The sequence below is a fragment of the Runella zeae DSM 19591 genome (assembly GCF_000423565.1).
Classification (GTDB): Bacteria; Bacteroidota; Bacteroidia; order Cytophagales; family Spirosomataceae; genus Runella; species Runella zeae.
Map to the genome: position 1 here is coordinate 1 of NZ_KE384036.1, position 26,989 is coordinate 26,989.

General features: G+C 42.3%; 16 protein-coding genes. 7 read left to right on the forward strand and 9 right to left on the reverse strand.

The genetic code is table 11. The features are described 5' to 3' along the window. The 8 genes from G563_RS0118440 to G563_RS0118480 all read right to left on the reverse strand — a co-directional run. A partial coding sequence (locus tag G563_RS0118440) for an acyltransferase family protein (protein ID WP_169579787.1) occupies positions 1 to 1,170 on the reverse strand: 1,170 nt, incomplete at its 3' end. Positions 1,171 to 1,762: 592 nt separating this feature from the next. Continuing rightward, positions 1,763 to 2,620, reverse strand: a complete 858-nt coding sequence (locus G563_RS0118445) for a DUF4261 domain-containing protein (protein ID WP_028666590.1) — start codon at positions 2,618 to 2,620, stop codon at positions 1,763 to 1,765. A 70-nt stretch (positions 2,621 to 2,690) separates the two neighbouring features. Then, on the reverse strand, positions 2,691 to 3,212 hold the full coding sequence (locus G563_RS0118450) for a hypothetical protein (RefSeq protein WP_028666591.1): 522 nt from the start codon (positions 3,210 to 3,212) through the stop codon (positions 2,691 to 2,693). Between the two features lie 109 nt (positions 3,213 to 3,321). Then, positions 3,322 to 4,614, reverse strand: coding sequence for a serine hydrolase (locus G563_RS0118455; protein WP_028666592.1), 1,293 nt, complete (start codon positions 4,612 to 4,614; stop codon positions 3,322 to 3,324). A gap of 92 nt (positions 4,615 to 4,706) precedes the next feature. Next, entirely contained in the window at positions 4,707 to 6,053 is a 1,347-nt protein-coding gene (locus tag G563_RS0118460; RefSeq protein ID WP_028666593.1) for a Gfo/Idh/MocA family protein, read from the reverse strand. 237 nt (positions 6,054 to 6,290) lie between these two features. Continuing rightward, positions 6,291 to 7,229: a formylglycine-generating enzyme family protein gene (locus tag G563_RS0118470; RefSeq protein ID WP_229598529.1), complete on the reverse strand. Its 939-nt coding sequence runs from the start codon at positions 7,227 to 7,229 to the stop codon at positions 6,291 to 6,293. A gap of 212 nt (positions 7,230 to 7,441) precedes the next feature. Then, positions 7,442 to 8,176, reverse strand: coding sequence for a ComF family protein (locus G563_RS0118475; RefSeq protein ID WP_229598530.1), 735 nt, complete (start codon positions 8,174 to 8,176; stop codon positions 7,442 to 7,444). Positions 8,177 to 8,208: 32 nt separating this feature from the next. Next, positions 8,209 to 9,036 (reverse strand): phytanoyl-CoA dioxygenase family protein, encoded by an 828-nt coding sequence (locus G563_RS0118480; RefSeq protein WP_028666597.1) that lies wholly within the window; start codon positions 9,034 to 9,036, stop codon positions 8,209 to 8,211. A gap of 143 nt (positions 9,037 to 9,179) precedes the next feature. On the opposite strand from G563_RS0118480, the gene G563_RS0118485 reads away from it, so the two are divergent. The 3 genes from G563_RS0118485 to G563_RS0118495 all read left to right on the forward strand — a co-directional run bounded on the left by G563_RS0118485 (position 9,180) and on the right by G563_RS0118495 (position 16,998). Beyond that, positions 9,180 to 10,046 (forward strand): helix-turn-helix domain-containing protein, encoded by an 867-nt coding sequence (locus tag G563_RS0118485; protein ID WP_028666598.1) that lies wholly within the window; start codon positions 9,180 to 9,182, stop codon positions 10,044 to 10,046. 669 nt (positions 10,047 to 10,715) lie between these two features. Further along, a complete protein-coding gene (gene gltB / locus G563_RS0118490; RefSeq protein ID WP_028666599.1) occupies positions 10,716 to 15,296 on the forward strand; it encodes a glutamate synthase large subunit in 4,581 nt (1,526 codons plus the stop codon). Between the two features lie 166 nt (positions 15,297 to 15,462). After that, positions 15,463 to 16,998 carry a glutamate synthase subunit beta gene (locus G563_RS0118495; RefSeq protein WP_028666600.1) on the forward strand — a complete coding sequence of 512 codons (1,536 nt, stop codon included), beginning with the start codon at positions 15,463 to 15,465 and terminating at the stop codon, positions 16,996 to 16,998. 58 nt (positions 16,999 to 17,056) lie between these two features. Here the strand turns inward: G563_RS0118495 and G563_RS0118500 are convergent, their stop codons facing one another. Next, positions 17,057 to 17,926, reverse strand: coding sequence for an AraC family transcriptional regulator (locus G563_RS0118500; protein WP_028666601.1), 870 nt, complete (start codon positions 17,924 to 17,926; stop codon positions 17,057 to 17,059). A gap of 240 nt (positions 17,927 to 18,166) precedes the next feature. On the opposite strand from G563_RS0118500, the gene G563_RS0118505 reads away from it, so the two are divergent. The 4 genes from G563_RS0118505 to G563_RS0118520 all read left to right on the forward strand — a co-directional run bounded on the left by G563_RS0118505 (position 18,167) and on the right by G563_RS0118520 (position 26,957). Further along, entirely contained in the window at positions 18,167 to 19,018 is an 852-nt protein-coding gene (locus tag G563_RS0118505) for a fumarylacetoacetate hydrolase family protein (protein WP_028666602.1), read from the forward strand. Further along, on the forward strand, positions 19,018 to 20,595 hold the full coding sequence (locus tag G563_RS0118510; protein ID WP_028666603.1) for an aldehyde dehydrogenase (NADP(+)): 1,578 nt from the start codon (positions 19,018 to 19,020) through the stop codon (positions 20,593 to 20,595). Before G563_RS0118505 ends, G563_RS0118510 begins: the two co-directional genes overlap by 1 nt. An 81-nt stretch (positions 20,596 to 20,676) precedes the next feature. Continuing rightward, complete coding sequence (locus G563_RS0118515) at positions 20,677 to 22,332, forward strand: UxaA family hydrolase (RefSeq protein WP_028666604.1); 1,656 nt, start codon at positions 20,677 to 20,679, stop codon at positions 22,330 to 22,332. A 452-nt stretch (positions 22,333 to 22,784) separates the two neighbouring features. After that, complete coding sequence (locus tag G563_RS0118520; protein ID WP_028666605.1) at positions 22,785 to 26,957, forward strand: beta strand repeat-containing protein; 4,173 nt, start codon at positions 22,785 to 22,787, stop codon at positions 26,955 to 26,957. Positions 26,958 to 26,989: the final 32 nt, after the last annotated feature.

Here is a 26,989-nt window from a genome sequence, read left to right on the forward strand (position 1 = left end):
AAAATTCAAGTCCGAAAAAAAACAAAATCGCTTTATGAATCCGTCTTTAGAAAAGGATATAGTCTGATTTGTAACGTTTGCCAAAAAATTGTAATTTTTATAGAGTACTTGATAGTTATGGCTAAAAAAAATAAATATGCTCTGTCCCCATGAGCTTAACTTTTGTCCAGTAATCAGGGTAAACCACGACACCAATAGTGTGATACCTATAAATACCAAACATATCACCCAGCCGGTAAGCATATCATAAGAAGGAGGTGGCCCAGCAGAGGCGTTGGGCGTTGGGGGATTTAGATAAGCCATGATTGTGTAAGCGGTATAGAGCAGCGGCTGATGTACCAAATAAATTGAAAACGACCAGTCTCCGATTCGCTGTAAAGGTACTGTCCCGAAGAATTTGTCCATATTGGTACTTCCATAAGCCGCCGATAAAAGCATTAAAGGAAAAAATAAAACTGTAAATACATCGGGAACAGCAAAATGCAAACATAAGCCTAAGCCTAACGTAAGGACTAAGAAAGTATACCCATTTCCAAACAAACGTTTACCCTTATTTTCCGAGTAATATTGATAAACCATCATCCCCAATACAAATCCAAATAAGCAGCGTAAAAAGCCGTATTGATACGACACATTGATAGTCAAATCGGCAGGATTGACTTTGGTAAAAGCGATAGACTCCGGAACCGTCACTATAGGTACAATCACAAAAGTAATCAGTAAATAGCCCCCAACGCAGCCCGCAATCATCAGCAAACGCCCCCAAGAAGAGAGTTTTGAGAATAGTTTTACCAAAAACGGAAACAACATATACATCCACCATTCGGTACTGATAGACCATGAGGCGTTGTTCCAAGTAAACCACTCGTTGACATTCATACTGTGCAACAGCAACAAATGACTTGGAATCGTGGCCCAATCGTTGCTAATGGCATTCATAGGGTTCATATCTATCCCCCCTGCCGCAATAAATACCAACTGCAACAAGACGCAGTAAAGAAGTGTTACAAAATGCAAGGGATAGACCCGTGCAAAACGAGCAATCGTGAAACGTTTGAAATCTTTTTTGTGTACCGACTCAGCAAACCATTGTCCATATACGTGATACATGATAAACCCACTCAATACAAAGAAAAAATCGACCATGAGATACATACGTGTAAACAGCATTGAGTCCTTAAATTTTAGGAGCATATTGCCCCACCACCCACCATCAAATCTACATGAAACATGACTGTTAATAGGGCTGCGATACCCCGAAGCGGGGTCAAATTGGCCAGATAAGGAGTTGAGTTGTTCATTATGAGAAAGGGTAAAGAGTTATCACAAAAAATCAGGTAACTTTCAGAATGTCAGCCTATTACCCACCCTTCCTTTCTAAAAATAACATTCCCTATACAAGCGCAGGTAACCAATCAAATGTAGCAACTAAATCCCAATACTCAATTTGATATTGAGCAAACGGTTGGTTTTTGTTTAAATCAGTAAATACCAAACCACTTTCAAACCAAACTATCTCTATATCAAACCCTTAATTTATTCACTAGTAGAAACTATAGCAGCAAAAAGTTGGAGGGCAATAATTATTGAAGCCTCAATTGGCATAAACCTAATTTGATAAAAGGAGTACTGCGAATGCGCTCTTCGTTCAAAGATTACAGTTTTACAAAAACAACCTTATGTGCTGTCTTTTGCTTCTATTCATTCAAATTTAGCAATCCAATTTTATCAATTATTATACGTTTCCAAACAAGGATTCCCCTCAATTGGGTAAAATTCTCACTCCCAAACGCGCCGGTTCTACAGTAGTTTGGGCGTATTGTGTTTTCCAAACGGGGTTCTTACCTACTCCTTGCACTGTAGTATTGCTTCGGATGGTATCGCCTGTGTCAAAAATATAATAAGCAATTTGCATTAAAACTTCCGCGATTTCGCCAGGATCATAACCCGAAAAAATACATTCAAAATCAGGAAGCCCGTAGATATGCAAACCAATCGAGTCCATTAAAATTTCGTTTTTAGAGCCACTTATATTAAACATCCTAATATTCACAACACCCTCTAAAATAGCAGGATGCGTATCCGAAAGTGCCCTTAAATAATCATTGGCTGCTAGTAATTTATCACTGCCCTTAAAATAAATTGCGGCAGGAGTAGTGGCTTTTACTACTGCCCTGATAAATTTTTGAAAATACTCCAATCTTGCTTGATAAGGAAGTGTCCTCGACATCAAATCGGTCAAATTAATTTCAAATTTGCATTTTCCTATTACTTCTTCTGCCTCTGACCAATGCCAAGACTGCATAAACGCTGAATGAAAGCGACTAATTTCCAAATCTTTGTTAACCTCAATAATCACCCCTTGCGCTGGAACAGTCGCATCCGTGAGCTGGAGCGTATAATCTGGGAAAAAGAACATCAGCGAATCATCTTCATTGGTAGTATCTACATTTTCAAATAGTAGTTTTAATTCTTCTAAAATACGGCCTTTATCAAGGATTGGTTTAGTTTCAAAAAGCAAACTAACAAATTGAATTTGAGGCTTGTTGGCTACCAATTCATTATTTAAAGCACCTTCTTTTTCGTTTTTTTTACTTTTTAAAAACTCAAACAATCCCATATATTTATCTAGTTAATACTATTATGACTAAAAATCAACAATCAGGTAAATTTACTAACTTACAGATTTTTTAAGGCTCATAATAAAAAATCTCTGGATAGTTTTCTGAAGTTGATTCAAGGTCTGAGTCTGCGTACTCAAAGGAAAGCCACTCAATATTTTCTAAACCTATAATTTCGGCAAATTTGTAATCCCCTCCATCAGCCTCATCTGGATTATCGACCCCAAAAAGTTCTTTTAAAGCTTCTTTTTTATCATCATCTAATTGCAACTCAACACTAAACTCCTCAAAATTAAGCCTTTCGTTGCTGATTTTAAATCCTTCAAAATAGTCTTGTATGTCATAATGTGATATTAAATTTGCATCCCTATACAAGTCAAATCCCCAAAATAGAGCATCATCTGTTCGAATAAATTCTAAAAGCAAACCTTTATTAAACTGCGTCAATATTGCTCTTTCTGCCACCAATATTGTAATCCACCCATTCACAGGCGGAATAAGATAACCCTTCAAGTTAGCATTTTTTAATAATATTTTTGCGTCTTCTATATTATCAGATTTAAGATGAAATTGATTGCTAAAATCGCTCATATTACAGTATGTCTTAAAATTTATTTGTGGAGAAATTTTATTTAATTTTTACTTTGCAATGATAGTACTTTAGTATCTAAATCACAAAAAACAATTGATAATTTCCCCCTCAATTATCTATATCTTTTACAAGCGGTCTATCGTCTGACACGCGTTTTTCGTAGGATATTTGAAATCGACTTAAATCAGGCTTGAATCTACGCGTCCGTTTTAATTCATGCTCATAAATTACTTTTCCCAATTGATACAAAAAAGGATGTCCTACGGTTTGGTATTCGTATTTATTATCGTTCAGGATACCGTCACTGTTTACATAAATAGTCGCGGCTAACATGTATTCTATTTTGTTTTTAAAATCAGCTACATAAGAGGCATCCGTCAAAAAACCATAGGACCAGCCTACTTTATTGAAAACCCTTACGCCCTCGGGCAGTTGCCGCTGTAGGCTATCTCGAAAAAAGAATTTGACATAACTATCATAATATTCTTCTCCGTCGTATTTGGGATAGTTGGTTTCGCCTGGAAATTGAGAAAGGTATTGATACAAAAAAAGATAATCATCTTCGGTCAGGTCAAAACGTTGTTTGGCTTTCATAGCCTCCGGAAACATCACCGACTTGAGGATTTGTTGAAAAGCTTCGAGGGGAAGTTTGTTGCGAGTCGTAAAATCAATTGGCGCATGAATGAGGCTATCTTTGGCATCCCAATGCCCCTGCCCTACTTTAGCGATACGTCTAAAATCAAAAGCGTCGGTATTGTAGGCAGCAGGTTGGGCATAAATCACCGAGCTATCTCCCCTCAAAAATCGTACTGGATTGGTATGGCGATTTTCGTCGGGCGTCATTCTTACAAAACGGTGCGTAATGCGGGTGTCAAGATAGCCTTTGGCACGAAGCGCACGATTGATGGTTTGTTGACCCACAAACTCATACATTCGATTATAGGCGTCGTTGTCGCTTACCAGCAACGCCTTTTTGATAAAATGCGCAATCGACGGCAGACCGTTGGGAGAGGTAGCATCTTTCCAAAGTTTGGTTTGGCCACTATAGGCACTATCAAACTGCATGGAGGTAAATTTGTTTACCTGCGGGAGTCGCAATTGATTGAGCTTTTCCAAAGACAACAACGCCAAGGGCAACTTAACCGTAGAGGCAGGATTGAAATACAAAGTGCTATCGACATTGAAATAGTAATTTTTGAAGGAAGGCACATTGTTTTTATCACGGTCGATTTGGGTATAGATAATTTGGAGGCGATAAGTTTGGGGATGCTGTACCACTTCCTGAAAAATAGGATGTGTATTTTGGGCAAAGAGCTGCGACAAAAAAGCATCGGTTTGAGCTTGGGCTTTTGTTTCGGATAAACCACTAACAGTAAGCAAGAAAAGTAAAATTTTTCGCATGGTTTGTTGAAGATAAAGTGCTATTAAACAAAATCAGAGCTGATGATTGGGGATCACCAGCTCTGATTGATTATTCTGAGTCCTATAAAAGATTAAACCACAATGGTCTTACCAGGTACGGCTACTGGGTAGTATCCATCAGACCCTGGAAGAAGTTTGGGAAGAGCATCCCAAGCTAGTTTTTCGGGGAATAAGCTAATATTAGAATTAAGCGCTTCGTCCCATTTCACTACTTTGCCCGAGTAAGTAGCCATACGTCCCATGATGGAGGTCAGAGTACTTTTGGCGCCATTTTCGGCATCGGCAAATTTATATTCGCCTTTGGCAATTGCCTCAAAAAGCTCATCGTGCTCTACTTGATAAGGGTTACGGTCACCTTTGCCTTCGTGGGCATACAATACTTTTCCGCCTTTATAAGCTTTAAGGACGGTATTGTTTCCGTTGAAGCTATCGATACGGCCTTTGGTTCCCAAAAACTGCTCATCTACTTTGCTGTAAGTACCTTCGTAGTGGCGGCATTGGCTATTGATAAGGGTACCATCAGCATAGGTAAAATCAACGATATGGTGGTCAAAAATCTCACCAAATTCTTTACCATTACGAACTTGACGGCCACCTGTTCCTTGGGCCGATACCGGGTATCCTTGTTTTGCCCAGTTGGCTACGTCGATATTGTGTACGTGCTGCTCAGTGATATGGTCTCCGCAAAGCCAGTTGAAATAGTACCAGTTACGCATTTGGTATTCCATTTCGGTTTGGCCTGGTTTGCGTGGGTTGTTCCACACGCCACCCGAAACCCAATACACACTACCACCCACAATATCGCCGATTTTGCCGTCATGAATACGGTTCATCGCTTCGCGGTAGTTACGCTGATAGTGGCGCTGAAGACCTACCACTACATTGAGTTTTTTGCGTTTTGCTTCTTCTGCCGCTGCCAATACCTGACGAATACCCGGTGCATCCGTGGCTACGGGTTTTTCCATGAAGATGTGTTTATTTTGACGAACAGCCTCTTCAAAGTGCCCGGGACGGAAGCCTGGAGGCGTTGCCAGAATCACTACATCCGCCAAAGCAATTGCTTGTTTGTAAGCATCAAAACCCACAAACATACGGTCTTTGGGGACATCTACTTTTGAGTTAATATCGATCTCGGCACCTGCGCCGTCTTTGTATTTACGTTTGGTAAGGGCATTGTAAGCACCTTCTACACGATCAGCAAAGGCATCGGCCATTGCTACCAATTTCACATTTTGGGTAGTACTCAAAGCCTGAGCAGCGGCGCCCGTTCCACGACCCCCACAACCCACAAGAGCTATTTTGATAGTGTCATTGACGGAATTGTGATACCCGTAAGAAGAAAAAGGAAGACTACTCAACAAAGCTCCTCCCGTGAGAAGGCTTGAAGTTTTGAGGAACTCTCGGCGATTGGTTTCCATGTTTAGAAAAAAGGTTTATGGATTTGTACTGTGGATTAATGAATACGTTGAAAATGTAGAAATCGTTGCGGCAAGCCGCTTGATGTTAAGAAACTATACAGCCTTTCCAAGCCTTCATCTTAACACTTGGAAAGTCTATTATCACAAAGGCAGAAAGCACTGTAGTCTAATCATTCGAACACTTCAATTTAATACAAAAAAATTGACAATCAGACCTTTAACAATCCACCTACCCTATTAATAATCTTCGATAAGCGGTGGATTGTAATACGCGGCGATTTCTTCTTTGGAAGGAGGCGTAGCCGGGCGCACAATCCTGAATCCCACAAAGGAAGCACTCGTCATCCACCATTCGCTTTTGGGGCTTTGGGGGTCAATGATTTTCCACTCAGCGGCTGAAGGTACACGTGCTGCGCTGCGAGCTACGGTAGCATCATCATCCCACGACCCACCTCTAACCGAGTTGGGATACAATTCTTTTACTTTCGGATAATCTTCTTTTACTTCTCCTTTGGCTTTTTTGGCATAATAGTCCTTGTAATATTGATCTATTGTCCATTCCATGACGTTTCCGTGCATATCATAAAGTCCCCAAGGATTAGGTTTTTTAGTACCTATTTTTTTATAACCGCCTCCGCTGTTGCCTTTATACCAAGCATACTCATCAAGTTGCTTTGGATCATCTCCAAACGAATAAGCAGTAGTAGTTCCTGCACGACAGGCATATTCCCACTCCGCTTCGGTAGGAAGGCGATAAAAAACGCCCGTTTTTTCATAAAGCCACTTGCAGAAATAAATAGCGGCGTATTGTGTCATATTGATAGCAGGATAACCCGAGCGTCCCATCCCAAACGACATATCGACATAAGCCGCGCTTGGGCGTGTACTTCCGTCGGTTTTGGCAAGGCTATTTTCAGGATCTGGAAAACGCTTGGCCATTTCGATTTCAATATTTTTGGTGGTAAACAAATCGTAGAAATCCCACGTGATTTCGTATTTTCCCATCCAAAACGGCTCAATCTTCACTTTGTGCTGTGGTCCTTCGTCATCTTTACGCCCTTTTTCTTTCTCGGGGCTTCCCATCATAAACTCCCCTCCTTTGATAGCGACCATGTCGTATTTTATGTCACTTCCCGAAATAGCTTGCGTATAGTTTTCAAATTTCGTTTGAGCCATTGCTGACCCACAGATGGCCCAGAATAGTAGTGATTTTTTTAAAAATTGCATTTTTTGTGAATAGTGAAATAACTGAAAAAGAATTTAGAACCTGAAATATACCGCAAAACAACGAATTTCTTCGGTTCAAACGACAATAATCTAAGTTTTACTATTCAAAATGCCATTTTTATTTGATGACCATTAACTGATTTTTTAAGACAAACTGTATATCAATAGGCCGCCGCAATCGTAATGATTATGACTTCTTTGGCACCCGCCTCCAATACCGTCGCAGCGGCCGATTCCAGGGTAGAGCCCGTCGTCAATACATCATCAATGAGAGCGATTGATTTATTATGAACCAAATCAGGCTTCATCACTTCAAAGATACCCGATACATTCTCAAAACGTTGGAGTCTGGTTTTGTGAGTTTGGGTTTCGGTAAATTTCGCTCTTAGAAGTACTTCTGCTGACCACGCTATTTTGGAAGTAGACGACAGCCCTTCGGCCAATAAATCGCTCTGATTGTATCCTCTTTGTTTTTTCTTTCGCTCATGCAAAGGTACTGGCACCAACAAATCCAAGTCCTGAATGATCCCCGATTCAAACAACTCCTGCCCGTACAATTGCCCCAAAACAAGCCCTACTTCAGACCGATTGCGGTATTTGAGCTGATGAAGGAGACGTTGGACACGTCCTGCTTTTTCAAACTTCAAAAAAGAATACACCGCCCTCACTGGCACTTTGCCCGCGAATTTATCTTCTAGTGTCTTAATCGGACTGAGATGAGAGTTGGTACGGGGCAGGTTGGCTCGGCACTTAGTGCAGATAACGCCCTCATTTCCTACCAATTGACTTTGACATGATGCACATGGGTTTGGATAAAACAAATCCAGTAAATCATGCCAATAGAGGGTCAGTTTGGTAGCAAAAGCCATAAGAATGGTATTTAGAAGACGTGGCAAGTCTTTTAAAACTTGCCACGTCTGAATGGGGTTTAACGACTATATAATATTGGATTTAATGGACTATCCGGCACACTGCCAACGGGCGAGGAAGCAAGCCATGTTTCCCAATCAGCCTTTTGAAAACTATTTTTAGGCTGAATAATGCGCTGGTCTTTATCCATATAAATCATCGTCATCACTTTGCGGGGTTTGGTAGAGAGATTGGCCCCTGCACGGTGAAACAACCACCCCGCATGGTAACTTACCTCACCCAACTCAAAGGGTGTTTCGTTCAGATTAAACTGTGTCAATGATTGAGACATCAAAGCCTCACTTTCGTCACTAATTTCTACGTCACGGCCAATCTCTACGGCTTGACTTTTTTCGGCAAAAGCCAAAGGTCCCATATCCATCGGAGTGGCTTGCAACGGAATCCAAATCGTGACGGTTTTGGGAGATGCCAAAGGCCAATAAAACTGATCGGCGTGCCAGGGAGTGATGCCCCCACTCGGTTCTTTGTAAAGTGCTTGGTCGTGATAGAGCCGTACACCCTCTACCCCCATGAGGTCGGCGGCGATTTGCGCCAAACGTTTAGAAAACACAAATTCTTTGGCAGTTTCGTCTTCACGCCAGAGATTCATGATTTGCAAAAACGCCCGCTCATAAGTTGTGCGCTCCTCCATAGGTTTGGTAAGTTTGTTGAGCTTAAACACCAAATCCGTAATCACATCTCCATAATAAGCCAACACCTCCGCACTAAGCACGTTTTTGAGTTTTACATAGCCGTATTCTTGATAAAAAGAAATGGCTTCGGGCGAAACTACATAAGGAGTATTGAGTTCCTCTTTCAAAATAGTTGTATCAATTGTTGCTGACATGATTAGTTGATTTTTTGCTTGAATGTTGATACAAAATAAGCTTATTTGTCAAATCCAAAAATTCTCATTATTGATAAAAAAATGTAGTATTTTAGCCTAAATATCACACGAAACAAATCTATAAAGTAAAAATTCTTCATTTTATGAAACCGCAGCTCGAAAAGCTAGCTCTCGAAGGGCGTTTTTCTTACTTAGCACGTCATTTCAAACGTCCCAATTTCGACGCGCCTTGGCACTATCATCCTGAGTGGGAGCTTACCTATATCATTGACAGCAGCGGGCAGCGGTTTGTCGGCGATAGTATCGAGCCTTTCTTTGAAAACGATTTGGTATTGTTGGCGAGTAATCTCCCGCATTTTTGGCGCAATAGTGACGACTACTATCAGCTTCCTTTCCAAAAATCAGCAGAAGCCATCTTGGTGCAGTTTCCTCAAAGTTTGGTGGATGATTTTTTTGAAAAAGTACCCGAATTTAGCCATCTTAGGCGACTCTTGAATGAAGCAGTAAGAGGTATCAAATTTAGCACCCAAGTCGCTACTATGCTCAGAGATGACCTTCTTCGCCTGCCTACCCTTCCAGATGGTGAGCGTTTTGTAGCTTTTATGCACATTTTACTCATACTCAGCCATGATAGCAAAGGTCAATTGCTAGCAAGTCAAGGCTACCAAATCACCCCTGACGAAGCCGATACAGAGCGGATGAAGCGTATTCTAGAATTTACATTAGCCCATTTTCAAGAAGATATCAAGTTGGAAATCATTGCCGAAACTGCCCATTTGACAGTTCCGGCCTTCTGTCGATATTTTAAGAAGCGAACTCAAAAGACCTACGTTGATTTTTTGCAAGGCTTGCGAACAAGCCACGCCCGCCAACTACTCACTAGCTCCGAAATGAGCGTGGCGCAGATAGGTTTGGAATGTGGTTTTCAGAATCTGTCCCATTTTCACCAAGTTTTCAAACGACACACTGGCGATTCTCCTCTCCAGTATCGTTTAAAAACGCAACGCTAGGTTCCCTTCTATTTCTGCTCCGGTTTTCACCTTGTTTTTACGTATTTATGGTATTCTGCCCTTAGGCCGGTGTAAAATTATATTATCTTTGATGACAGATATTAGAGGGTTTTATATAGATATTATTGTTTTTACTTAACCATAACCTTCCTATGCCTTTTCACCTCCTAATAACTGAGTAATACTTACCTTCTTTCCTTAGGTATATTTCCTTTAAGATAGATTTGATAATCAATTATTTATACCCCATTGTACACAAAACTTACACGAAGTACAAATACTTATACCTACTCAATCTCTTCTTTCGGGTATCTTCAGCTAGAACAATCTTAAGGCATTTAACACATTCAATCAATAGACTTATAACCAAAAACCAATACTTGCTTTTTTCGCAAAAATTTTGCAGTTTTGTTAGCAAATACCCTAAATAATCAATGTTTTTTTGAAAAATTGTAAAGCAATGTTCTTTTGGATTAATAAATTGTAAAATTCCAAGATAATTTAAAATATTCTCAATGAGACAAAAATAAAGCTACATTATTTGGCAAAAACGTTGTTATACCAAATAAATTTTTGTTTAACTTGCGTGAGTTTATGATTAGGTAAAGCTACTGATGAGCGTATTGTTACCGAGCTATTAACCAACCCCCCCAATATACATTTAAAACCATGCTAGAACCTGCCCAACAGGGGCTTTATCGCCCCGAGTTTGAACACGACGCATGCGGTATCGGTTTCCGAGCCAACATGAAGGGTCGTAAATCTCACCAAATGGTCGCCGATGCCATCACGATGCTCGAACGCATGGACCACCGTGGTGCCTGTGGCTCTGACCCTAATACTGGTGATGGCGCGGGAATCTTAATCCAAATTCCCCACGAGTTTTTTGTGGAAGAGTGTACAAAGCTAGGCTTCTCGCTTCCTGCGGCTGGTGAGTACGGTGTAGGGATGATTTTCTTCCCCAAAGATGCCAAGCTCCGTGCCGAATGCCGTGACATTTTGAATCGTAAAATCAAAAAACTGGGTCTAGGTTTGCTAGGATATCGCACAGTACCTACCCTCAACGACATTCTAGGCGAAGGCTCACTCTCGGTAGAGCCCGAAGTAGAGCAGCTCTTTATCAAACGCCCTGACTCCATCACCGATGAACTCGGCTTTGAACGTAAGCTGTTTGTACTTCGTCAGTACGTGACTCGTATTATCTACGATTCGGTCATTGGTTCCAAATCTCACTTTTACTTTTCTTCGTTGTCGTGCCGTACAATTTCTTACAAAGGACAATTGACAACAGGACAATTAAAATATTATTTCCCCGATTTGCATCATGAGTCGGTGGTATCGGCGTTTGCGATTATTCACTCCCGCTTCTCGACCAATACTTTCCCCTCTTGGAAATTGGCTCAACCTTTCCGTTATGTAGCTCACAACGGTGAAATCAACACCGTAAGAGGCAACGTAAACTGGATTAGAGCGGGAGAAAAATCGTTTTGGTCTGATAAGTTTACCAAAGAAGAAATGGATATGTTGCTTCCTATTTGCGACATTACCAACTCCGATACGGCCAACTTAGACAACGCCATCGAATTACTCTATCTCTCAGGCCGCTCGCTTCCTCACGTGATGATGATGGTAGTACCGGAAGCTTGGGATGGCAACAACGACATGGACCCTCAGCGTAAAGCGTTTTATGAGTACCATGCCGCTATTCAAGAACCTTGGGATGGCCCAGCGTCGATTTCATTTACAGATGGCAAAATCATCGGGGCTACCTTAGACCGTAACGGACTCCGTCCTTCACGCTATTGGGTACTCGACGACGATACCGTTATCATGGCTTCCGAAGCAGGGGTATTGGATGTAGATCCCGCCAAAGTAGTTTCTAAAGGACGTCTTCAATCAGGTAAGATGTTTGTGGTAGATATGGAACAAGGCCGTATCATCCCTGATGAAGAACTCAAAGCTGATATTTGCTCACGCCAGCCTTATCAACAATGGTTGGAGGAAAACAAAATCAAAATCTCTGACCTCGAACCATCTCAACGCCCCTTTGCGCCCTACGATGACAAACTTCTCCTAAAACGTCAAATTGCTTTTGGATTTAGTTCAGAAGACATTCGGATGGTGCTTGGGCCAATGGCCGAAACAGGTATGGAAGCCATTGGGTCGATGGGGACAGATGTGCCGTTGGCGGTACTTTCAGAGCAAAGCCAACACTTGGCAAACTACTTTAAGCAACTCTTTGCTCAAGTAACCAACCCACCGATAGACTCGATTCGTGAGCGCTCGATTATGTCGCTTATCTCGTTTGTAGGCTCTACCGAAAACCTGCTTACTGAATCGCCTCAGCATTGTCGCCAAATCGAACTAGAGCAACCTGTACTAACTATTGAAGAGTTTGATAAGCTGCGTTGGGTAGATAAAGCGCATTTTCAAGCCAAAACCATCAATACTTATTTCCGCGCCGACCAAGGCGGCAAAGGCCTCGAAAGAGCCTTAGAGCGTATTTGTCGCTACGCCGAAGATGCGATTGAAGACGGTTTTGAAATCATCATTCTCTCCGACCGTGCAATTGACTCTGACCATGCTCCCATTCCTTCGCTTTTGGCCTTAGCGGCCGTTCACCACCACCTTATTCGTCAAGGATTACGTGGTAAAGTGGGTATTTTGGTAGAAGCAGGAGATGTATTTGAGACCCACCACGTAGCTACTCTGATTGGTTATGGTGCAGCAGGTGTATGCCCTTATATGGCTTTCCAAACCCTTGCTTATATGAACAAGCATGGCATGATCAATGGAGAGTTTAAAAATGAAAAACTATATGCCAACTACATCAAGGCCATTGACAAAGAATTGCTCAAAATCTTCTCCAAGATGGGGATTTCTACCTTGCAATCTTACCAAGGAGCCCAAATTTTTGAGTGTTTGGGATTGAACAAAGATGTAGTTGATAAATATTTTACAGGTACTATTTCACGGATTGGTGGAATGGGTATCGACGAAATCGCTCGTGAGGTATTGATTCGTCACAAAGTGGCTTACCCTGAGGTACCAATGATTAGCCCTCGTCTTGGAGTGGGTGGATTCTATCAGTGGAAACAACGTGGCGAAGCTCACATTTTCAATCCTCAGACCATCCATTTGCTTCAACAATCGACCCGCAAAGGTGGAGAAGAAGGGTATCAGATTTTCAAGAAGTTTTCAAAACTCATTGATGACCAAACCCAAAAAGCACTCACGCTTCGAGGCTTGATGAAATTCAAAAAAGGAACGCCTATTCCTTTAGAAGAAGTAGAGTCGGTCGAAAGCATTTTCAAACGCTTCGCCACAGGTGCGATGTCTTTTGGGTCTATTTCTTGGGAAGCCCACACTACCCTCGCTATCGCTATGAATCGTATCGGCGGTAAGTCAAACTCTGGCGAAGGTGGAGAAGATGAGCTTCGCTATACTCCCCTACCCAATGGTGACTTTATGTCGTCGGCGATTAAGCAAGTAGCTTCGGGGCGTTTTGGCGTAACAAGCCACTACCTTTCAAATGCGCAAGAATTGCAAATCAAAATGGCCCAAGGAGCCAAACCAGGTGAAGGTGGGCAGCTTCCGGGTCATAAAGTGGATGACTGGATTGGCCGTACTCGTCACTCTACGCCTGGCGTAGGTTTGATTTCGCCTCCTCCTCACCACGATATTTATTCGATTGAGGATTTGGCGCAGCTCATCTATGACCTCAAAAATGCCAACCGCGCTGCTCGCATCAGTGTCAAACTCGTATCCGAAGCAGGCGTAGGTACCGTAGCTACTGGAGTTGCCAAAGCTCATTCTGACCATATCCTCATCTCTGGCCACGACGGTGGAACGGGTGCTTCGCCACTCAGTTCGATTCGCCACGCAGGTTTACCTTGGGAGCTTGGTTTGGCCGAAACCCACCAAACTTTGGTAAAAAATAAACTCCGTGGCCGGGTGACAATTCAGGCCGACGGACAGATGCGTACTGGCCGCGACTTAGCGATTGCGGCTTTGCTAGGAGCCGAAGAATTTGGCGTAGCTACCGCCGCTTTGGTGACGGCTGGCTGTATCATGATGCGCAAATGCCACCTCAATACTTGCCCCGTGGGTGTCGCTACCCAACGCAAAGAATTGCGTGCGCTCTTTACTGGAAAGCCTGAGTATGTGGTAAATATGTTTACGTACATGGCACAAGAACTACGCGAAATCATGGCACAACTTGGCTTCCGTACCATCAACGAAATGGTAGGACAAGTGCAGTTCTTAGAAATGCGTAACGACATCAAACATTGGAAGTATAAAGCGTTGGATTTCAATGCAATGCTCTATAAAGAACCTGTGAGCCTTGATGTAGCTCAATTCAAACAAGAAGAACAAGACCACGGTATAGATAGCGTGATTGACTGGCAATTGATTGAAGCCGCTCAGCCTGCGCTTCAAAATCAAGAAGAGGTATATGGAGAATATCCTATCAACAACCTCAACCGCTCAGTGGGCAACATGCTCTCCAACGAAATCTCCAAAAAATACGGAGGAGTAGGCTTATCAAAAGGCACTATCCACTTCAAGTTTAGAGGTACGGCGGGTCAAAGCTTCGGAGCTTTCAACACAAACGGTATTCGTTTAGAGCTTGAAGGCGATGCCAACGATTACTTTGGCAAAGGTCTTTGCGGGGCAGAATTGGTAGTATATCCCGACCGCGAAGCTACTTTCAAACCCGAAGAAAACATCATCATTGGAAACGTAGCGTTTTATGGCGCTACCTCCGGCGAAGCTTATATCCGTGGTACGGCCGGAGAGCGTTTCTGCGTTCGTAACTCAGGAGCCAAAGTAGTAGTAGAAGGCGTAGGCGACCACGGCCTCGAATACATGACAGGAGGTCTAGCCATTATTTTGGGTGAAGTAGGACGTAACTTTGCCGCAGGTATGTCGGGAGGAGTGGCCTATGTATGGGATAAAAATGGAGACTTTACTTCTAAAGTCAATACCGAAATGGTGACTACCGAGCCTCTCTCGGAAGAAGACGAGACCATTATCAAAGGTTTTATTGAGAAGCATTTCCAATATACCACAAGTAACGTTGCCTTTATGATGACCCAAGATTGGGGTAATTATTTAGGTCAGTTTGTGAAAGTAATGCCTACCGATTTCAAAAAGGCCTTGGCCGGGCGTGGTATCAGCCTTTCACAACAGATTGCTGACAAAAATGTAGTGTATCAAGATATTGTAGTTGACGTAGCCCACAATTAACCCATCCCTTAATATAGACCTTGCAGGTATTCTACCTGTAAGGTCCCCTTTAAAAAGGAAATGAAGGTATTTTTGTAGTTGCTCAATCTTGATGATAAGCATTTTATACATTCACTCAATCACCGCCTGTGCGGAACGTAACTCACTCATTCACTGATTATTTAAAATGGGAAAACCCACTGGATTCATAGAATTTGGCCGCGAATTGCCCGCCAAACGCAGCGTTGAAGAACGCCGTTTAGACTATAAAGAAATCGAACCCCTTGGCACCGAAGATAGCTCCAAAAACCAAGCAGCTCGCTGTATGGATTGTGGCATTCCTTTTTGCCATAATGGCTGCCCTCTCGGCAACATCATTCCCGAATTTAACGATGCCGTATATGAAGGCAACTGGGAATATGCCTACCAAATTTTGAGCAGTACCAACAACTTTCCCGAATTTACGGGCCGCATTTGCCCTGCTCCCTGCGAAGCTTCGTGCGTATTGGGTATCAACAAACCTCCCGTTGCTATTGAATTTATTGAAAAATCAATCATCGAAACGGCTTACGAAAAAGGATTGGTACAACCCCGCATTCCTAACGTAAGAACAGGTAAAAAAGTAGCCGTAGTAGGCTCAGGCCCTGCCGGAATGGCGGCAGCGGCTCAGCTCAATTATGCAGGTCACACCGTTACGTTGTTCGAACGTGCCGACCAAATTGGCGGTCTCTTGCGCTATGGTATTCCTGATTTTAAATTAGAAAAATACGTCATTGACCGCCGTATCAAAGTTATGGAACAAGAAGGCGTTACGTTCAAAACCAATACCCATATTGGCGTGGATGTATCAGCCGACGAACTCCTCAAAGAATTTGACGCGATTGTGCTTACGATTGGTTCTACAGAGCCTCGCTCTATTCAAATCCCCGGTTGGTTGACTTACCTTGGCAAAGGGATTTACCCTGCTATGGAGTTTTTGAGCCAACAAAACAAACGCGTAGCGGGCATCGACCGTATCGCTGACCACCGTGGTGATAAATATCAAAATGGTGAAATTTTGGCAACCGACAAAAATGTGGTGGTTATTGGTGGTGGAGATACTGGCTCAGACTGCGTTGGTACTTCCAACCGTCACAAAGCCAAGACAGTCACTCAAGTAGAGGTAATGCCTGCCCCTAAATATGACGACAAAAAACAACCTTTTTATACAGTTCGTGACGAATCTACCCCTTGGCCGCTTTGGCCTTTGACCAAACGCACTTCTACTTCTCACGAAGAAGGATGTGAGCGTTTTTGGAGTATTGCCGTACAAGAATTTGTAGGAGATGGTCAAAAACTAACGGGCTTACGTATCGCCGACATCACAGGAGAACGCATCACCGACGACGGCCGCAAAGTTTCTATCACGGAAAACGAACGCGTTGTTCCTTGCGACTTAGCACTGATTGCGGCAGGTTTCTTGCATCCTCAGCAAGGTTTGATTGAGCAATTTGGCCTCGAAACCGATTTCCGCAAAAACATCAAGGCTACCGAAAGCAGCTACAAAACCTCTCTCGATAAGGTGTTTGCAGCGGGCGACTGCCGCCGTGGACAATCCCTAGTGGTATGGGCGATTTCGGAAGGCCGCGAAGCGGCTCGCAAAGTGGACGAATTCCTCATGGGCGAGTCGTTTTTGGAAGCCAAAGAAGTAGGAATTTTCAACCCTGCTTTTGCACAGGCATAAAGTAAAACAAAGCTAATAAAGCACAAAAGAGGTCCGAAATGGCCTCTTTTGTGCTTTATTAGCCCGCAAATGCCGCTCTATAGGCCATGGGGTTTTGATTTTTGAGCATCCGAAACGAGCGGTTGAAATTTGAAAGATTATGAAAACCGCATTCATAAGCAATCTGCTGAATGCTTTTTTTGTTTTCGATTAACATCCTACAGGCATAGCCAATGCGCACTTCAGTCAGAAATTGGATGTATGTCTTTTGGGTACGATTTTTGAAATAACGACAAAAATTCGGCACCGACATGTTAGCGACCGAAGCCGCTTCATCGATCAAAATACGTCGATTAAATTGCGATAATGTAAATTCATAGACGCGATTGATGGCGTCGGTATCAAATCGGTGGTAAGAATCCAGAAAACCTTCGCTACTCAAAAGAACCAACTCGTCAGACTCCGCAATGATTTCAAAAATATGCAAAAACAAAGCGATACGCTGTACTCCGCTAGCATTTTCGAGAAGCTGAGTGATTAATGTTAGAATCCTTTCACGCGTCCTTCCCAAAATCCTGATCCCTCTTTTGGCTTTCTCAAAAAGGCGTTTTAAACCTTCCATTTCTTTGAGTTCAAAAAAATCCATTCCGAAGCACTCTGGCAAAAATTGTATTACGTGCGATTCTACTTGTAATACCGACTGCGGTGCAAAATAAACAGCATCGTTTTTCCAAACATGAGGTAAATTGCTTCCCAACAAAATCAAATCTCCTTCCTCAAACTCTTCAATGCTATCACCCACAAACCTCGTACCACGGCCTTGTACAATATGGGTTAGTTCTATTTCGGGATGAAAATGCCAATTTTCATACAAGTAAGGTAGTTTATCAATTCTAGCCACAAATGAGTAGTTGGCCGACGGGTTGATTTTCCGAAATACTGCTTGCATACTATCTATGATATAATACTATTATTATCTTTTCTTCAAACCAAAATTGATAATATTTCATCAAAACTCTATAATATTTCACAAAAAACATATCAATTTTAAGCGTTTTTTTGTAAAGTCATATACTCTTGTGAGTAAAGGTTTATTTTATACTCAAGAGATATAGTTAAAATCAGCATTCAAAGTCTTTTATACATAGATTATTCAAACAATTCTTAACTACCAAAATTTGCCTCTTTCATGAAACTGTACCATACCCGCCAAGGCATTATCGTTGAGTCTGAAGGGCTTTTATACCTTTCGTCCTCCACAAACTGGGATACTTATGTCAACCGTGATGATTTGTACGATGCTATCAGCGCCGAAATCGCCACGCTTTCAGCCGATGCTTCCCTAGCCGAAATGATCAAAACCGACTTGTTGGCTCCTATCAGTCAGCAAGAAGTGTGGGCATCGGGCGTCACCTATCTCAAAAGCCGCGAAGCTCGTATGGAAGAATCAAAAGACGCGGGAGGGGGCGATTTTTATGCCCGTGTCTATGATGCAGACCGCCCCGAGCTTTTTTTCAAAGCTACGGCTTCTCGCACAGTGGGTTCGGGCGCAGAAGTACTGATTCGGAGAGATTCCAAATGGAATGTTCCAGAGCCGGAACTTACCTTATTTGCTACTTCAAGTGGAAAAATCGTAGGCTATACCTGCGGCAATGATATGAGCTCAAGAGACATCGAAGGCGAAAATCCATTGTATCTCCCCCAAGCCAAAAGTTATGATGCTTCGGCTGCCATTGGCCCATGCTTGTACGTTCCGGGCGCGCCGATTCATCCCGATAGTATGATTCAACTAGAAATTGTACGTGAAGGCAATACCGTATTTTCGGGAAGTATTTCTATCAATCGTATGAAACGTAAGCACGACGAATTGATTGGATTTTTGTTCAGAGAAACCTCTTTCATTAATGGTGTGTTCTTAATGACAGGTACGGGTGTGGTTCCGCCCAATGAATTTACATTGGCCGTAGGCGACGAAGTACGCATTAGCATCGAAGGTATCGGAACTCTAATCAATACAGTGGCTCAAAAACCTACTCATTAATGTCATTACAAGGAAAACAAATCATCGGATTCGCGCTTTCAGCCGAAGGTGAAGGTACATTTCAAGCTTTTAATCCTACTACAGGAGAAAAGCTTCCGACGCGATTTTATCGCGCTACTCGCAACGAACTCGAGCAAGCAGCCCAAAAAGCCCAAGATGCTTTTCAGATTTATCGTAAAAAATCGGGAATCGAAAAAGCAGCGTTTTTAGAAAAAATCGCGGAAGAAATCGAAAATATAGGAGACAAACTCGTCCAAATGGCCACTGCCGAAACAGGCTTGCCTGCGGGTCGAATCCAAGGCGAGCGCGGTCGTACTACAGGGCAGTTGCGGTTGTTTGCCCAACTTTTGAGAGATGGCTCTTGGGTCAATGCTCGCATTGAAGGCGCCCTGCCCGACCGTCAACCACTGCCTAGAGTTGATATTCGTATGATGCAGCGCCCACTTGGCCCTGTAGGGGTATTTGGCGCGAGCAATTTCCCCTTGGCTTTTTCGGTAGCGGGAGGCGATACGGCTTCTGCATTAGCCGCAGGATGCCCCGTGATTGTCAAAGCTCATTCAGCCCATCCCGGTACTTCGGAGTTGGTAGGGCAAGCCATTCAGCAAGCCGCTCAAAAGTCTCAAATGCCCGACGGCGTTTTTTCATTGTTGCATGGAAGTGGTACTGAAATAGGTGCCGGGCTTGTTCAGCACCCCTACATCAAAGCCATTGGGTTTACGGGGTCTTACCAAGGCGGAATGGCCTTGTTTCATCTAGCAGCCAATCGCCCAGAGCCTATTCCAGTGTATGCCGAAATGGGAAGTACCAATCCCGTTTTTGTATTACCTCAAATCATGAAAGAAAAAGGCGAAGCAATTGCGCAACAATTTGCCGCCTCTGTCACGCTTGGAGTGGGTCAGTTTTGTACCAATCCGGGTATGTTGATTGCCCATAAAACCGAAGACTATTCTCAGTTTCTAGGAAATCTAGAAACCCAATTCCAAAATGCGGCAGGAGGTGTAATGCTTACCCAAGGGATTCAGACGGCTTATCTTAATGGAATAGCCAAGCACTCCGAAGATGAAAAAGTATCGATTGTAGCAGAAGGAAATGAAGGCACAGGCTTTACGGCAGTAAAACCTGTTTTATTCAAAACTGACGCTCAAGCCATTGCCGAAAATCACAACTTATCAGAAGAAATATTCGGCCCTACTAGCGTATTGGTTGAAGCCAATAGCAAGGAAGAATTATTGAAAATAGCCCAAAATCTAGAAGGACACCTTACGGCTACGATTCATGGTACACCCGAAGAACTTCTCGAATACGCTGATTTGGTAGATTTGCTAGAGCAAAAAGTAGGTCGTCTGCTTATCAATGGCTTCCCTACGGGCGTAGAAGTTTGTCATGCCATGACACACGGCGGGCCTTTCCCTGCTTCTTCAGATTCGAGAAGCACCTCGGTAGGTACGGCTGCCATTTACCGTTTTACTCGTCCTGTAAGTTATCAAAACTTCCCAGAGGGGCTATTGCCCGACGAGCTCAAAGACGCTAATCCACTCAATATTTGGAGATTAGTAAATGGGGAATTTCAAAAATAATAGAAAAGATTTATCATAGGTTAATAAAGTGAGTAAAGGTCTCTTGCTCTGTGAGAGACCTTCTTTTTAACACCTCTAAACATGCAACACAAAGTTTTAAAAGTAAACGCATCGGATAATGTAATCGTTGCCCTTCGTAACCTTGAAGCAGGCGAAACTATAGAATTTGAAGGCGAGACCTACGTATTGCCTAGGGCGATTGCCGCTAAACACAAATTTGTTACCCATGATTTAGCCGTTGGAGACCACGTCACTATGTATGGGGTGCTAGTAGGCAAAGCTACTCAACCTATCGCAAGGGGGGAGCAAATCACTACTTTCAACCTCAAGCATGAATCCGACGAATTTTCGGTAACAAAACGCAAACCCCAAACCAATTGGGTAGCGCCAGATGTTTCAAAATGGGTCAACCGCACTTTTATGGGTTTTCCTCGTTTAGACGGACAAGTAGGAATTGCGAATTATTGGCTAGTGATTCCGCTGGTTTTTTGCGAAAACCGTAACATTCTCAAGCTTAAAGATGCTTTCGACAAAGCACTTGGGTATGCTTTTCCAGACATTTATTTAAAGCAAGTCAACGACCTCGTAAAACTATACGAAAAAGCCGATAACGCTGCCCTCAAAAGCTATAATGCCACTACCCAAACCCTGAACTTAGGCCCCGAACCTTTGTTTAAAAACCTTGACGGCATCAAGTTTTTGACGCACGAATCGGGCTGTGGCGAGAGTAACCAAGAATCGGCAGTATTGGCGGCTTTGTTTGGAGCTTATGCCAACAATGCCAATGTTACGGGTATCACCGTTTTGAGTCTTGGCTGCCAAAAAACGCAATTCGATGATTTGATGAAAGAAATCAAAACTCGAAATCCGAATTTTGATAAGCCTATTTTATTTTTTGAACAACAAGCCTACGGTACAGAATTTGAGATGATGTCGGCTGCCATCAAAGCAACCTTTGAAGGGTTGATTGAAGCCAACAAACTTGAGCGCCAACCTGCTCCCCTATCAAAACTCAATATCGGCCTCAAATGCGGCGGTTCGGATGGTTTTTCGGGAATTTCGGCCAATCCTGTCTTAGGTCATTTGTCGGATTTGGTGGTGGCCTTAGGAGGCAATACTTACCTTGCCGAGTTTCCTGAATTATGTGGTGTAGAACAAGAGCTCATCGACCGCTGTACAAGCGAAGCAAAAGCCCAAAAATTTGAGACCCTCATGCGCGACTACGCCGCCAAAGCAGAGGCAGTAGGAGCCGGTTTTGACATGAACCCTTCGGCTGGTAACATCAAAGATGGTCTCATCACCGATGCTATCAAATCAGCAGGAGCCGCCAAAAAAGGCGGTACAGCTCCTATTGCGGATGTACTAAACTATACCGAAGTAGCCCAAGAATCTGGTCTGCACTTGGTATGCACCCCTGGCAACGATGTATTGGCCACTACAGGGCAGGCCGCTTCTGGGGCCACAATCACCTTGTTTACCACGGGCCTTGGCACGCCTACCGGCAACCCCATTTGTCCGATTGTCAAAGTCTCGACCAATACCAAACTAGCACAGAAAATGCCCGATATCATTGACTTTGATTGTGGAGCTATCATTGAGGGTGAAAAAACCATCGAACAAACCGCCGAAGAACTACTTGAATATTGTATCCAACTCGCAAGCGGCACCATAAAAACAAAAGCCCAATTGCTTGGCCAAGACGATTTTATGCCTTGGAAACGTGGCGTGAGTTTGTAAAATTTTGTATTTTTTTATATTCTAGCAGTGGTTTGTAATTATAAACTGCTGCTTTTTTTTTAAATACTCCCAAATCCATTTTAAGCAGCCGAGCAATGTCAATCGTATTGAATATCAGGATCTTAATAATATAATTAATCCACTTTAATTTTGCACATTTACTCAAGTAAGCAATGCTAATCGTTATCAGTTAATTGTATTGATAATCAGCGATTTAGAAATAATTATAGTGTAGTTTAATTTTGCTCAAATAATTAAGTAAGTAGGCAATGTTAATTATTAAACATATTGAATATCAGACATTTAATGATATTATTAATTCGCTTTAATTTCACTCATTTTTCTAATAAATATTTAGATTATTATTTTTTACCCTACTTATATCCAAAAGTTTTTTTATAATTGTATTTTGCATCCATACACAAACGAACTTCTATTATTCAATTCTTTTTATGAAGAAACAAATACTTACTGTTGCTGCACTACTTTTTGCAATTACAACCTATTCACAAAACTCTCTTTCTGTAACCCAAACAGGTAGTGGTGCCAATAATACAGACATTACCCAAACTTCAACCAATAATGCCGTAACGCTTACGCAAAATTCGTCACCTGAAACAAGTAGTAATGACATTACTATCAAACAAACTTCTTCTGACAATACTTTTACGGGAAGCCAAGAAAGTATCCATGAGAGTGAAAATAAATTTACTGTGGAGCAAATGGGCGTTCGAGCTACCACCGAACTCAGCCAACATGCCACATCAATGAGTGTCAACTCAGGCAGTATTGTCCAGCGTGGTACTGACAATTTTGCTAACACTCACCAACTTTCGAGCCTATCGAGCCAAAACTTTAGTACAATTGCTCAAGATAATGCGTCGCACAATGCTTCAGTTATACAAACTGCTTCTGAGTTTGCAAACAATTCTAGTACTATCTCTCAGCTATCCTATGGCAATGCGTCTTCTTTCAATAATGCGTTGGTAGAACAAGAAAGCTCTGATAATAGTCAAAATACAAGTTCTACCCAGCAAAAAGGGACTTATAATGTAGGTACTGTATCACAAACGGCATCCGGTGCTGGAAGTAACAATACAGCCGAAATTGGGCAGCACTACTCAGATACTCAAAGCGCTAATTTTGCCCAGCTTACCCAATCGGCAATAGATGGTGGGCAAAACACTGGAAAAATCCGCCAAAGCTATACTGACAATGAGGGCATTATCGACCAGTCTGCCACTGGAACAGGTGCTAAAAATACGGCTAGTATTATTCAGTCTTCAAACTTTACTGCCACAAACTCTACAGGAAGTATCTATCAAAACACCCAAAATCTGGGTGAAAATAGCGCAGAGTTATGGCATTTGGGCACAAACAGTGCTGGTACTATCTCTCAAACTATAAGTGATGCAGGTCCCAGTAAAAATACCGCATCCTTAACTGTCGCAGCAGAATCAATTGGGCAAATCACCCAAATTGCTTCACAGAGTGGTAGTAACACGGGTTATGTCGACCAAAGTGGAAGCAACAACACCACTACCCTGGAGCAAACCGCTACTGGGGAAGGGAGCACCAATTTTACCCGCTTCTATCACGGTGCAGGTGCCCTGTCAGGCAATAGTGCGGTGATTACACAAAATGCCCAAAAAGGAGGAGCAAATAAAGTAGACAATCTTTCGCAAATTAATAGCGATAATAGCCTCACTTTATCACAAACAACTAATGGTCAAGGCAGCTATAATGAATCTTTTATCTCACAAGGAGGAAATGGTTCTTCAGCCAACATCTCCCAAGATGCAGCAGGAGCCGCCAAAAACGAAGCTCATTCAATTGATAAAGGTACCAACAACAACTCCACCATTAGTCAATCCATCAGCGGTGGTAGTAGCAGCAAAAACGTAGCTTATGTCTATCACGACGAATCTACCTCCATTTCCAATAAAGCAAACATTACGCAATCAGGCGTAGAAAATTCTCAAAATACAGCTCATATCTTCCAAAATAATTCTTCTGGAAATGAAGGCAACATCACTCAAATAGCTAAAGGAAATGGCATAGGAAAGAATATAGCAAGCATCAATCAGTCGGGTGCCAATCTTCCTCAAGATAACACTGCTACAATTACTCAGGAGGTGGCAGATAACGCCATCAATTATGCAAATATTGGTCAATACCATAACTCAAGCAATGTAACAATCACCCAAAAAGCAAGTGGTGAACAAGTTGAGAATTATGCCTCTATATCAGCGCGTAAATTTTCGTCAGTGAACCTTCTTCAAGAGGTTACAGGGACGCAATCGAAAAACACTACGTCTGTTAGTGATGAGGGCCAAGAAAACGAAGGAAATCAAAAAGATGTTACTCAAACTATTCAAGGCGACCAAAGTAATAACTCAGCTAACATCTATCAGCGATACCAACTAGTAGGAATTCCATTCATCTCCTCCAAAAATAATTCAGCGACCGTAACACAAACTATCAATGGTAACAACAGCAATAACGATGTGGCTGTTGACCAACATTATGGGACATCGGAGTCTAATTCCGCAGAAGTAATGCAAACAGCAGGCAATAATGGAAACAACTCTGCTGAAATACTACAGGGTAACACAAACAACTCCACTACCTTAAACCAAGAAGCAACCGGAAGCAGTCTTAGCAAAAATGAAATAAGAGTATATCAATACCAATTAGAAGCCAATAACAACACTAGCCAAATTAGCCAAGACGCTTTGGCAGGAGGTTATAACAAAGGTACAGTTACTCAATCTGGTAACGGTGCTGAGATGACATTAAGCCAAACTGCGGAAGATGCAGGTAGTACCAACGAAGCTACTATTATCCAAAATGACGGAGCTAATGAAGTAAGTCTCACCCAACAAGCTAATGCTCAGGGAAGTAACTTGGCCTCTATCTATCAAGCAAAAGATGACAACTCAGCGACAGTTTCACAAACGGCCTCCGGAGTATCTAGTAAAAACTCCGTTACTGTTTTCCAAAACAACCCCAATACAACGTCAAATGCTTCAAACATCATCCAAAATGCAGGAGAAGGCAGTACCAATACAGTAATTGTAGCTCAGTATCAATCCAACAATTTATCAAAAGTCGACCAAACAGCAATTAACTACAGCAAAAATCAGGCAATTGTTTACCAAAGCTTTAATACATCTGCAGCCAATTCCTCTGACTTTATACAGTCGGCTACTAATGGAGGAGAAAATTCAGGTACTATCAATCAAAATGGCACTGACAATACGGCAATAGTCAATCAAAATGCAGACGGAATAGGAAGTAAAAATACGCTAGAGTTATGGAATTCTTCTACAGAAACCTCTCAAACTAATTCTGCTAATATTACTCAAACTAGTTCCAATCAAGGAGCAAATAATGCCACAATTCGCCAAGATTATACAAACAACAGCGTAGTCTTAAACCAATCTGCTTCTGGGCTAGGAAGTGTCAATACTGCCAATATATCTCAACAATTTACCACAGGGGCTTTGCCCCCTAACCAAAATAGCGCGCAGATTAGCCAAACTGCAATTGGCTTGGGAGAAAACATGGTCAGTTTCTTCCAAAATGATAAAAAAAATACGGCGACCATCGAACAAACAGCAATTGGTGGAGAAGGCAGCACAAACACCTCACTTATCGGCGGAATCAATCCCCAAAATACGGCGGAAGAAAACACCAGTTCAGTTATTCAACACGCATCAGCAGGTGGATTTAATAGTGGAAATATCTTAGTTGCTCACGGTAAATTCAATCAAGGTACAATCACCCAAAAGGCCGTTGAAAAAGTTGCAAAAAACTACGCCAATATTGGTAGTTCTTACACAAGTATTGGCAATACTGCTATTATCGATCAAGAAGCTAACGAGCTAAGCCAAAACAATAGTCAAATCATTCAAGAAGGTTCTTATAGTACTTCTAGCATCATCCAAAAAGCGGAAAAAGAAGGATATAATAAAGCCAACATTTTTCAAACAGGTAGCAATAATAGCTTTAGTATCAACCAATCAGCCGACAATGCTACCAATAACTTTGAAGGCTCACAGGAAGGTGAACACAATGAAGTATCAATTACACAAATAGGAGCAGAAGGTAGTACGCACTCTACTACTATCTCCCAAAATGGCAACGAAAATGACATCGATATTTACCAAAATGGTAGCAATAATACCGTTGACGTATCCCAACAAACCAACAAAAGTAGTGTCTCGATTACGCAAGCAGCCCAGAGTAGTGACAATTCGGTAGTTATTAGCCAGTATAATGATGGCGAACATAGTGCTACTATTACCCAAGCAGGTGCAGGGCATCATATTACTAGCAATCAACGTGGTAGCGCCCAAGTGGAGGTATTGTCGCAAAGTGGTGAAACCAACATCATCACTTCTGACCAAAATGGAAGTGACAATTTTGCGTCTTTTACCCAAGCAGGTATTGAAAACACCGTTCGGAACAACCAATCAGGTTCCGACCTGACTATAGAAAGCAGTCAAACAGGTGAATACAACTCTGTCACAATCACCCAATCTGGGAATGGAAGCACCTTAAACAACAATCAATCAGGTACCAACAATACTTTTAACCTTACTCAAAGTAGTTCTAATTGATTAAGTATTCTACTCACAACATACTGAGAGGC

Coding starts and splice junctions, on each gene's coding strand:
- G563_RS0118445 (WP_028666590.1), bottom strand. CDS start 2,620: ATGGGATTGTTTGAGTTTTTAAAAAGTAAAAAAAACGAAAAAGAAGGT.
- G563_RS0118450 (WP_028666591.1), bottom strand. CDS start 3,212: ATGAGCGATTTTAGCAATCAATTTCATCTTAAATCTGATAATATAGAA.
- G563_RS0118455 (WP_028666592.1), bottom strand. CDS start 4,614: ATGCGAAAAATTTTACTTTTCTTGCTTACTGTTAGTGGTTTATCCGAA.
- G563_RS0118460 (WP_028666593.1), bottom strand. CDS start 6,053: ATGGAAACCAATCGCCGAGAGTTCCTCAAAACTTCAAGCCTTCTCACG.
- G563_RS0118470 (WP_229598529.1), bottom strand. CDS start 7,229: ATGGCTCAAACGAAATTTGAAAACTATACGCAAGCTATTTCGGGAAGT.
- G563_RS0118480 (WP_028666597.1), bottom strand. CDS start 9,036: ATGTCAGCAACAATTGATACAACTATTTTGAAAGAGGAACTCAATACT.
- G563_RS0118485 (WP_028666598.1), top strand. CDS start 9,180: ATGAAACCGCAGCTCGAAAAGCTAGCTCTCGAAGGGCGTTTTTCTTAC.
- gltB (WP_028666599.1), top strand. CDS start 10,716: ATGCTAGAACCTGCCCAACAGGGGCTTTATCGCCCCGAGTTTGAACAC.
- G563_RS0118495 (WP_028666600.1), top strand. CDS start 15,463: ATGGGAAAACCCACTGGATTCATAGAATTTGGCCGCGAATTGCCCGCC.
- G563_RS0118500 (WP_028666601.1), bottom strand. CDS start 17,926: ATGCAAGCAGTATTTCGGAAAATCAACCCGTCGGCCAACTACTCATTT.
- G563_RS0118505 (WP_028666602.1), top strand. CDS start 18,167: ATGAAACTGTACCATACCCGCCAAGGCATTATCGTTGAGTCTGAAGGG.
- G563_RS0118510 (WP_028666603.1), top strand. CDS start 19,018: ATGTCATTACAAGGAAAACAAATCATCGGATTCGCGCTTTCAGCCGAA.
- G563_RS0118515 (WP_028666604.1), top strand. CDS start 20,677: ATGCAACACAAAGTTTTAAAAGTAAACGCATCGGATAATGTAATCGTT.
- G563_RS0118520 (WP_028666605.1), top strand. CDS start 22,785: ATGAAGAAACAAATACTTACTGTTGCTGCACTACTTTTTGCAATTACA.